We start from the raw sequence: 7,713 nt of genomic DNA, 5'->3' as shown, positions 1-7,713 counted from the left end.
GAGTCCAGGTAGGAGGGGTCGGACAGGGCCTTGTCGACCTCGAAGTGGTCGCCCCAGCAGGCGAGTTCGAGTCCGTCGTAGCCGAAGTCGCGGGCCAGTCGGCAGACCTCTTCCAGGGGCAGGTCGGCCCACTGGCCGGTGAACAGGGTGAACGGGCGCGGCATGGTTCCCAAACCTCCTCAGACGGCTATCGGGGTGTACACGGAGTTCTTCTCGACGCTCTCCTCCACCGCCGCCAGCACCCGCTGCACCTGCAGCCCGTCGGCGAACGACGGGCTTGGCGCGGTGCCCGACGCGATCGCCTCGACCAGATCACGGGCCTGATGCACGAAGGTGTGCTCATAACCCAGACCGTGCCCCGGCGGCCACCAGGCGTCCAGGTAGGGGTGATCGGGCTCGGTGACCAGGATGCGGCGGAAGCCTGCGTGCGTTCCGGGTTCCGTGGCGTCGTGGTAGAAGAGTTCGTTGAGGCGCTCCAGGTCGAAGGCCAACGAGCCGCGGTCGCCGTTGAGTTCGATGCGCAAGGCGTTCTTTCGGCCGGTGGCGTAGCGGGTGGCCTCGAAGGAGGCGAGGGCGCCGGACGTGAAGCGGCCGGTGAACAGGGCCGCGTCGTCGACGGTGACCTGGCCGGTGCCGGCGGCGGTCTCGGCGGACAGGCCCTTGGCGGCGGTCCCGGCCAGCGGCCGTTCCCGTACGAAGGTCTCCGTCAGGGCGGACACCCCGGACAGCGGTTCTCCCGCCAGGTGCTGCGCGAGGTCGATGATGTGCGCCCCGAGGTCGCCGAGGGAGCCCGAGCCGGCCTGTTCCCGGAGCAGCCGCCAGGTCAGCGGGGCCTGCGGGTCCACGAGCCAGTCCTGGAGGTAGGTCGCCCGCACGTGCCGCAGCCTGCCGAGCCGGCCCTCGGCCACCATCCGGCGGGCCAGCGCGGTGGCGGGCACCCTGCGGTAGTTGAAGCCGACCATCGCCAACTGGCCCCGCGCCGACGCCTCTTCTGCGGCCCGGCTCATGGCCTGGGCCTCCTCGACGGTGTTGGCGAGGGGCTTCTCGCACAGCACGTGCTTGCCCGCGGCGAGCGCTGCCACGGCGATCTCGGCGTGGCTGTCGCCGGGGGTGCAGATGTCGACGAGGTCCACGTCGTCCCGCTCGACCAGGGCCCGCCAGTCGGTCTCGGCGGCCGCCCAGCCGTGCCGGTGGGCGGCCCGGCGCACGGCGGCCTCGTCCCGTCCGCAGATCGCGGCGAGCACCGGGCGGCGGGGCAGGTCGAAGACGCGCCCGACGGTCCGCCAGCCCTGGGAGTGGGCGGCGCCCATGAAGGCGTAGCCGACCATGCCGATCCGGAGCGGCGGCGCCTCGGCCTCTTCTGACTGCTGCGGCTGTGCCATGCGCGATGTCCTCCTCGTCGTCGTGGCGCGGTGGGGGGTGCAGCCCGGTCCGTCGACGAACCGGGCTTCTGGGGCCCGCCCTTCGGACCGGTCCGGCCGGGGCCCACCGCCGCTCGCGGTCGGCCCGGCCCGCCGGTCGGGCCGCGGACCGGCCGGTGGGCCGGGTGGCCCCGGCCGGGGCCGTAAGGCAGGCCCCGGATCGGTACGCCTCACTTGAAGCCGGTGGACATGTACTGGTCGACGTTGGTCTTGTCGACGACGGCCGAATAGAGGGTGAGCGAGGCCGGGATCTCGAACTCGGAGAGTCCGCCGATGCCCTTGGACTGGCCGAGGGCGCGGGCGAGGTCGATGGCCGAGGCGGCCATGGTGGGCGGGTACAGGACGGTCGCCTTGAGGACGCCGTTGTCCTGCTTGATGGCCTGGAACGCGGACAGGGCACCCGCGCCGCCGACCATGAGGAAGTCGTCGCGGCCGGCCTGGTCGATGGCGCGCAGCGCGCCCACGCCCTGATCGTCGTCGTGGTTCCACAGCGCGTCGAAGTCCGACTGGGCCTGGAGGAGCTGGGCCATCTTGGCCTGCCCGGACTCGACCGTGAACTCGGCGGCCTGGCGGGCCACCTTGCGGATGTTGGGGTAGTTCTTCAGGGCGTCGTCGAAGCCCTTGGTGCGCTGCTTGGTGAGTTCCAGGTTGTCGAGTCCGGCCAGTTCGATGACCTTGGCGTTCGACTTCCCCTTGAGCTTCTCGCCGATGTAGTGGCCTGCGTTGAGGCCCATGCCGTAGTTGTCGCCGCCGATCCAGCAGCGGTACGCCTGCGGGGTGTTGAAGATGCGGTCCAGGTTGACGACCGGGATCCCGGCGCGCATCGCCTTGAGGCCGACCTGGGTGAGGGCCTTGCCGTCCGCGGGCAGGACGACCAGCACGTCGACCTTCTTGTTGATGAGGGTCTCGATCTGGCCGATCTGCTGGGCGGTGTCGTTGGAGCCCTCGGTGATCTCCAGGGTGACGTCCGAGTACTTCTTGGCCCGGTTCTTGGCGTTGTCGTTGATGGCGTTGAGCCAGCCGTGGTCTGCCTGCGGTCCGGCGAAGCCGATGGTGACCGGCTTGCCGGGCGAGTCGGCGGCGGCCGGCTGGTCGTTCGCGGCCGGTTCCTCGTCCTTGGGATCGTTGCTGGTGCAACCTGCGAGGAGGGCACCGGCGCCGACGGCGGCGGTTCCGAAGAGCAGTCCTCTGCGGCTCGTGAGCTCAGGCATATCCGTGGACCCTTTCCTCAGGTCGTGCTTGCGGTACGGCGCTGGACCAGCACGGCGGCGACGATGATCGCGCCCTTGGCGATCTGCTGGACGTCGCTCTGCAGGTTGTTCAGGGCGAAGATGTTGGTGATCGTGGTGAAGATCAGGACGCCCAGGACGGAGCCGGTGATGGTGCCCCGGCCGCCGCTGAGCAGGGTTCCGCCTATGATCGCGGCGGCGATGGCGTCGAGCTCGTAGAGGTTGCCGTTGGTGTTCTGGCCGGAGCCGGACAGGATGATCAGCAGGAAGGCGGCGATGCCGCAGCACAGCCCGGACAGCAGGTACAGGTAGAGGCGCTGGCGGCGGACGTCGATGCCGGCCAGCCGGGCGGCCTCGGCGTTGCCGCCGACGGCGACGGTACGGCGGCCGAAGGTGGTGCGGTTCAGCACCAGCCAGCCGATGATCGTCACGACCGCGAAGACCATGACGAGCGGCGGGACGCCGAGGACGTAGGCGTCGCGCTCTCCCAGGTCGAGGACGGAGGGCACGGTGACGATCTGCGTCCTGCCGTCGGTGATCTGGAGGGCGAGTCCGCGGGCCGAGGCGAGCATGGCGAGGGTGGCGATGAAGGGGACCATGGCGCCGTACGCGACGAGCAGCCCGTTGACCAGGCCGCAGCCGACCCCGACGAGGACCGCGGTGAAGAGGATGCCCGCGAAGCCGTACTCCTGGGTGGCGACGGTCGTCGCCCACACCGAGGCCAGCGCCACGATCGCGCCGACCGACAGGTCGATGCCGCCGCTGGTGATGACGAACGTCATGCCGACGGTGACGACACCGATCACGGACGCCTGGGTGAGGACGAGTTGGAGGTTGCGGGTGTCGAGGAACTCGTCGGGCTTGGTGATGCCGCCGATGAGGACGAGGACGGCGAGCACGCCGAGGAGGGAGAGGGTGCGGACGTCGGCGCGGGCGAACACCCCTCGCCAGGCGGACGATTCGCTCACCGAAGGCACTTTGTCGGCGCTTCCCCGGGGCGGGGACACATGCTGCGTCATGACGCCGGGCTTCCTTCCATGACGAGGTCGAGTACACGGTGTTCGTCGAGCTCACGGGCGGGCGCCCGGTGCACGACACTGCCCTCGCGGAGCACCAGGACACGGTCGGCGAGGCCGAGCACCTCGGGGACCTCGCTGGAGACCAGCAGCACGGCCAGCCCTTCGTCGGCGAGGCGCCGGACGACCGCGTACAGCTCGGCGCGGGCGCCGACGTCGACGCCCCGGGTGGGTTCGTCGAGCAGCAGGACCCGGCAGCCGCGCAGCAGCCAGCGGGCCAGGACGGCCTTCTGCTGGTTGCCGCCGGACAGGGTGCGGATGGGCACGGACGGGTTGTCGGGCCGCAGCGACAGTTCGCGGGTGGCCGCCCGGGCGGCGCCGAGTTCGGCGCCCCGGTCGAGCCAGCCGGCCCGGGAGAAGCGGGACATGGAGGAGACGGACACGTTGCGGGTGACCGACTCCAGCATCAGCAGGGCCTGTGCCTTGCGTTCCTCGGGGGCCAGACCGATGCCGGCGCGGACGGCCGCGCGGACACTGCCGGGCCGCAACGCCCGTCCGTCCACGCGGACTTGTCCGGCGGCGGGCTTGCGGGCGCCGTAGATCGTCTCCAGGATCTCGGAGCGTCCCGAGCCGACGAGTCCGGCGAGGCCGACGATCTCCCCGGGGTGGACCACCAGGTCCAGGGGCTCGAACTCACCGTGCCGGGTGAGCCCTTGGACCTCCAGGAGCGGCTTGCCCGCGCTCCGTGCCTCGGCGGGCGGCCGCTCCGGGAAGACGTACTCGACGTTGCGGCCCGTCATCAGCGCGACGACCTCGCGCGTCGGCGTCGACTTGGCGGGCAGGCCGACCGCGACGGCCCGGCCGTCCTTGAGGACCGTGACCCGGTCGCCGATGCGCCGGATCTCCTCCAGGCGGTGGGAGATGTAGACGACGGCGACGCCCTCTGCGGTCAGGTCGCCGACGATCCGGAAGAGGTTGTCGACCTCGTCGGGGTCGAGGGCGGCGGACGGCTCGTCCATCACGATGAGCCGTACGTCGTGGGAGAGGGCCCGCGCCATGGACACGATCTGCTGCTGCGCCGCCGACAACTCCCCCACCAGGCGCGCCGGATCGATCTCGGAGTGCCCGAGCCGCCGCAGCAGTGCGGCGGTCGACCGACGGGCCGCCTTGCCCCGTACGACGAACCCCGCCGCGGTGGGTTCATGGCCGAGGTGGACGTTCTCGGCCACGGACAGGTGCTCCACCAGGTCGAGTTCCTGGTAGATGGTGGCGATGCCGAGGCGCATGGCGGCGATCGGCGAGCGGAGGACGACCTCCTCGCCGCGCCAGCGCAGCCGGCCGGTGTCGGGCTGGTGGGCGCCGGCCAGCACCTTGATCAGGGTGGACTTGCCTGCCCCGTTCTGGCCGAGCAGGCAGTGCACTTCGCCGGCCTGGACGTCGAGGTCGACGCCGTCGAGGGCCCGGACTCCGGGGAACGACTTGGTGATGCCGGACATGCTGAGCAGCGGTGGTTCTGGTGCCATGAGGTCCCCTTGGCGGGCGTGCGGCCGGTTTCAGGGCAGGGCGGAGCAGAGCGCTGTGCGGGTGGGCCGTGGGAAGGCGGGTGCCTACGCGGGTGAGAACAGGTGGTCGCTGATGAGCCGGGCCGCGCCGATGACTCCGGCGGTGGGGCCCAGCTCCCCGAGGACGATGGGCAGGTTGCCGGTCGCCAGGGGCAGCGACTGGCGGTAGACCTGGGTGCGGATCGCGGCGAGCAGGGTGTGGCCGAGACCGGTCACCCCGCCGCCGATCACCACCAGGCCCGGGTTGAAGAAGGAGACCAGTCCGGCGATGACCTGGCCGGTCCGGTTGCCGCCCGCACGGATGAGGTCGAGTGCGGCGGCGTCACCGGCGGCCGCCGCGGCGGCCACGTCGACGGCCGTCAGTTGCCCGTTCGTCTCCAACCGTGAGGCGAGTTCCTCGGAGCGCCCCTGCTCGACCGCCTCGACGGCGTCCCGGGCGAGGGCCGCCCCGCTGAAGTGGGCTTCCAGGCAGCCCCGGTTGCCGCAGGCGCACGGGCGGCCGTCGGGCACGGCCTGGATGTGCCCGATGTCGCCCGCGCTGCCCGTCACCCCGCGGTGGACCTCACCGCCTGCGACGATGCCGCAGCCGATGCCGGTGCCGATCTTGACGCAGAGGAAGTCGCCCACGGAACGTGCCACGCCCGCGTGCATCTCCCCCATCGCCATCAGGTTCACGTCGTTGTCGACCATGACCGGACAGCCCAGCTCCTGACTGAGCGCCTCCCGTACGGGAAAGCCGTCCCAGCCCGGCATGATCGGCGGAGCCACCGGTACGCCCTCGGGGAAGCGGACCGGTCCCGGGACGCCGATGCCGGCGCCGTCGAAACCCTCCGCGAGCCCCGAGGCCCGCAACTTCGCCGCCATCGCCAGGACCTGCTCGAAGACCGCGACCGGACCCTCGCGGACGTCCATGGGCTGGTTGAGGTGTCCGAGGATCTCCAGTTCGGCGTTGGTGACGGCGACGTCGATCGAGGTCGCGCCGATGTCCACGCCGAGGAAACGCAGGTTGGGGGCGAGCCGGATGTTGTGGGAGCGGCGCCCGCCGCGGGAGGCGGCGAGTCCGTCGGCCACGATCAGGCCCGTCTCCAGCAGCCGGTCCACCTCCACGGCCAGTTTGGACCGTGACAGGTCGACCTGATCGCCCAGTTGCGCACGGGAGTTGGGTCCTCCGTCACGCAACAGCTTGAGCAGCCGGGCCTGATGCGCGTTCGCGGGTCGTGCCGTCATGCGTCTCACGAGCCCCTCCCCGCCTCATTCGGCCACCAGTTGCCGGGCTTTCGAGGGGAACGTAGCAGCGGCTGCCGCACCTGGGAAGAAGCTGTGCACAGATTGCTGTCCACTTTTCCCACTCACAGGACAAAGACGTGCCGCCCTCTGGTGTCCTGGCGCCCGTCCGCGCAGGATGGGCCCGACGGAGGGGAGCACATGTTTCTGGTGACGGGTGCGACGGGGAACGTGGGGGCCGAGCTCGTGCGGGCGCTGGCCGCGTCGGGCGAGCGGGTGCGTGCGGTGAGCCGTGCCGGGCGGAGCGAGGGGTTACCGGCAGGGGTGGCGGCCGTCGCGGGCGATCTGAACCGGCCCGAGACCGTGCGGGACGCGCTGGACGGCGTACGGGGGTTGTTCCTGATGCCGGGTTACGGCGGACAGGGGCAGATCCTGAAGGACGCGCGGGCCGCCGGTGTGCGCCGCGTGGTGCTGCTGTCCGGACTGTCGGCGGCCACCGGTGACCGGGACAACGCGGTCGCCGGTTATCTGCTCGCCGCGGAGGACGCGGTGCGGGAGTCGGGCCTCGACTGGACGTTCGTGCGCCCGACGAGCTTCATGACCAACGCGTTCCGGCTCGCGGACCAGGTACGGAAGGGGGACACGGTCCGGGTGCCGTTCCCGGACGTGCGGACCACCGACATCGACCCGTACGACATCGCACAGGTCGCCCTGCGGGCCCTGCTGTCCGAGGAGTTCGCGGGGCGGGTTCTCGAAGTCACCGGCCCCGAGGCGCTGTTGCCCGCCGACCGCGTCCGGATCCTCGGCGAGGTCCTGGGCCGCGATCTGCGCGCCGTGGGCCTGGGCCACGAGGAGGCACGCGCCGAGATGGAGGCCTCGGGCATGCCGAAGCCGTACGTGGACGCCTTCTTCAGTTTCTTCGCGGACGGCACGCTGGACGAGTCGGTGGTGCGCCCCACGGTGGAAGAGATCACGGGCCGCCCACCACGGACGTTCACCGAGTGGGCACGGGACCACCTGGAGGCGTTCCAGTGAGCTGACCGTGCTCCCGCCCCGGCTCGGTGGCCGCCCGTTCCCGGAGCGCCGATCACGACGACGGGCGGGCTCCTGCCTCGGCTCGCGCCGTACCGCCCCGCCTACCCCCGCTGACGCGCGTGGTAGGACGTCCGGGTGTGCTCGGTGTGCTCCCGCATCAGTTCCGTGGCCCGGCGCTGGTCGCGGTCGGCGATGGCGGCGATCAGTTCACGGTGCTCGATCCAGG

Annotated in this window: 7 protein-coding genes and 1 pseudogene; 1 reads left to right on the top strand and 7 read right to left on the bottom strand. The window is 71.4% G+C overall.

The genetic code is table 11. The annotated features are described in order from the left end of the window. The 6 genes and pseudogenes from AOJ26_RS43020 to AOJ26_RS28775 all read right to left on the bottom strand — a co-directional run. Nucleotides 1-164: pseudogene (locus tag AOJ26_RS43020) on the bottom strand (sugar phosphate isomerase/epimerase); the annotation flags it as partial. A 15-nt stretch (nt 165-179) separates the two neighbouring features. Further along, complete coding sequence (locus AOJ26_RS28795; protein WP_053851283.1) at nt 180-1,382, bottom strand: Gfo/Idh/MocA family protein; 1,203 nt, start codon at nt 1,380-1,382, stop codon at nt 180-182. Nucleotides 1,383-1,591: 209 nt separating this feature from the next. Beyond that, nucleotides 1,592-2,632 carry a substrate-binding domain-containing protein gene (locus AOJ26_RS28790; RefSeq protein ID WP_053851282.1) on the bottom strand — a complete coding sequence of 347 codons (1,041 nt, stop codon included), beginning with the start codon at nt 2,630-2,632 and terminating at the stop codon, nt 1,592-1,594. 17 nt (nt 2,633-2,649) lie between these two features. Further along, on the bottom strand, nt 2,650-3,669 hold the full coding sequence (locus tag AOJ26_RS28785) for an ABC transporter permease (RefSeq protein WP_053851281.1): 1,020 nt from the start codon (nt 3,667-3,669) through the stop codon (nt 2,650-2,652). Next, nucleotides 3,666-5,189, bottom strand: a complete 1,524-nt coding sequence (locus AOJ26_RS28780; RefSeq protein ID WP_053851280.1) for a sugar ABC transporter ATP-binding protein — start codon at nt 5,187-5,189, stop codon at nt 3,666-3,668. The genes AOJ26_RS28785 and AOJ26_RS28780 overlap by 4 nt, the downstream gene beginning before the upstream one ends. An 84-nt stretch (nt 5,190-5,273) precedes the next feature. Further along, nucleotides 5,274-6,455 (bottom strand): ROK family transcriptional regulator, encoded by a 1,182-nt coding sequence (locus AOJ26_RS28775; protein ID WP_053851279.1) that lies wholly within the window; start codon nt 6,453-6,455, stop codon nt 5,274-5,276. 198 nt (nt 6,456-6,653) lie between these two features. Here AOJ26_RS28775 and AOJ26_RS28770 point away from each other — a divergent pair, with 198 nt between their 5' ends. Further along, nucleotides 6,654-7,487 carry an NAD(P)H-binding protein gene (locus AOJ26_RS28770; RefSeq protein ID WP_053851278.1) on the top strand — a complete coding sequence of 278 codons (834 nt, stop codon included), beginning with the start codon at nt 6,654-6,656 and terminating at the stop codon, nt 7,485-7,487. 101 nt (nt 7,488-7,588) lie between these two features. Here AOJ26_RS28770 and AOJ26_RS28765 read toward each other — a convergent pair. After that, the coding region (locus tag AOJ26_RS28765; protein ID WP_324614003.1) for an FCD domain-containing protein at nt 7,589-7,713 on the bottom strand (125 nt) is incomplete at its 5' end.

Origin of the sequence: Streptomyces sp. NRRL B-24085, from assembly GCF_001282115.1 — a bacterium.
Taxonomy (GTDB): domain Bacteria; phylum Actinomycetota; class Actinomycetes; order Streptomycetales; family Streptomycetaceae; genus Streptomyces.
Note: the sequence above shows the minus strand (reverse complement) of the source record. Positions and strands in the feature narration are given on the sequence as shown.